A 1,692-nucleotide genomic window follows, 5' to 3' on the forward strand; every position below is an offset into this window, starting at 1 on the left:
CCAAAAACACTTGAGCGTTGTATAGTTAAGCCTCTCGGGCAATTAGTATGCGTTAGCTCAATGTATCACTACACTTACACACCGCACCTATCTACGTCTTAGTCTTAAACAACCCTTACACACTTGATGTGTGGGAGAACTCATCTCTTGGCAAGTTTCGTGCTTAGATGCTTTCAGCACTTATCTCTTCCGCACTTAGCTACCCGGCAATGCGTCTGGCGACACAACCGGAACACCAGTGGTGCGTCCACTCCGGTCCTCTCGTACTAGGAGCAGCCCCAACCAATTCTCCAACGCCCACGGCAGATAGGGACCGAACTGTCTCACGACGTTCTAAACCCAGCTCGCGTACCACTTTAAATGGCGAACAGCCATACCCTTGGGACCTACTTCAGCCCCAGGATGTGATGAGCCGACATCGAGGTGCCAAACACCGCCGTCGATATGAACTCTTGGGCGGTATCAGCCTGTTATCCCCGGAGTACCTTTTATCCGTTGAGCGATGGCCCTTCCATTCAGAACCACCGGATCACTATGACCTACTTTCGTACCTGCTCGACTTGTCTGTCTCGCAGTTAAGCTTGCTTATACCATTGCACTAACCTCACGATGTCCGACCGTGATTAGCAAACCTTCGTGCTCCTCCGTTACTCTTTGGGAGGAGACCGCCCCAGTCAAACTACCCACCAGACACTGTCCGAGACCGCGTTCCGCAATCTTCGTTAGAACATCAAACGTTAAAGGGTGGTATTTCAAGGTCGACTCCATAATCACTGGCGTGACTACTTCTAAGTCTCCCACCTATCCTACACATCAAAATTCAATGTTCAGTGTCAAGCTATAGTAAAGGTTCACGGGGTCTTTCCGTCTAGCCGCGGGTACACCGCATCTTCACGGCGATTTCAATTTCACTGAGTCTCGGGTGGAGACAGCCTGGCCATCATTATGCCATTCGTGCAGGTCGGAACTTACCCGACAAGGAATTTCGCTACCTTAGGACCGTTATAGTTACGGCCGCCGTTTACTGGGGCTTCGATCAGGTGCTTCTCTTTCGATTACACCATCAATTAACCTTCCAGCACCGGGCAGGCATCACACCCTATACGTCCACTTTCGTGTTTGCAGAGTGCTGTGTTTTTAATAAACAGTTGCAGCCAGCTGGTATCTTCGACCGGTTCAACCTTCAGGGGCTAGCCCTTACAATCTACGCCGGCGCACCTTCTCCCGAAGTTACGGTGCTATTTTGCCTAGTTCCTTCACCCGAGTTCTCTCAAGCGCCTGAGTATTCTCTACCTGACCACCTGTGTCGGTTTTCAGTACGGTTTAGTAAAACCTGTCGCTTAGTGGCTTTTCCTGGAAGTGTGGTATCAGTTACTTCAGCTCCTTAGAGCCTCGTCATCATCTCTCAGTGTTAAGGAAGTCCGGATTTGCCTAAACTTCCCACCTACCAACTTAAACGCACATATCCAACAGTGCGATAACCTAACCTACTCCGTCCCCACATCGCAGCTTTACCAAGTACAGGAATATTAACCTGTTTCCCATCGACTACGCTTTTCAGCCTCGCCTTAGGGGCCGACTCACCCTGCCCCGATTAACGTTGGACAGGAACCCTTGGTCTTCCGGCGAACGGGTTTTTCACCCGTTTTATCGTTACTTATGTCAGCATTCGCACTTGTGATACGTCCAGCA

General features: G+C 50.3%; 1 rRNA gene. It reads right to left on the minus strand.

The window, feature by feature from the left end:
• Positions 1–21: 21 nt before the first annotated feature.
• Positions 22–1,692, minus strand: a 23S ribosomal RNA gene (locus DV434_RS10545); the annotation flags it as partial.

The organism is Haemophilus haemolyticus (assembly GCF_003493685.1).
In the GTDB taxonomy this organism is placed as follows: Bacteria; Pseudomonadota; Gammaproteobacteria; order Enterobacterales; family Pasteurellaceae; genus Haemophilus; species Haemophilus haemolyticus_O.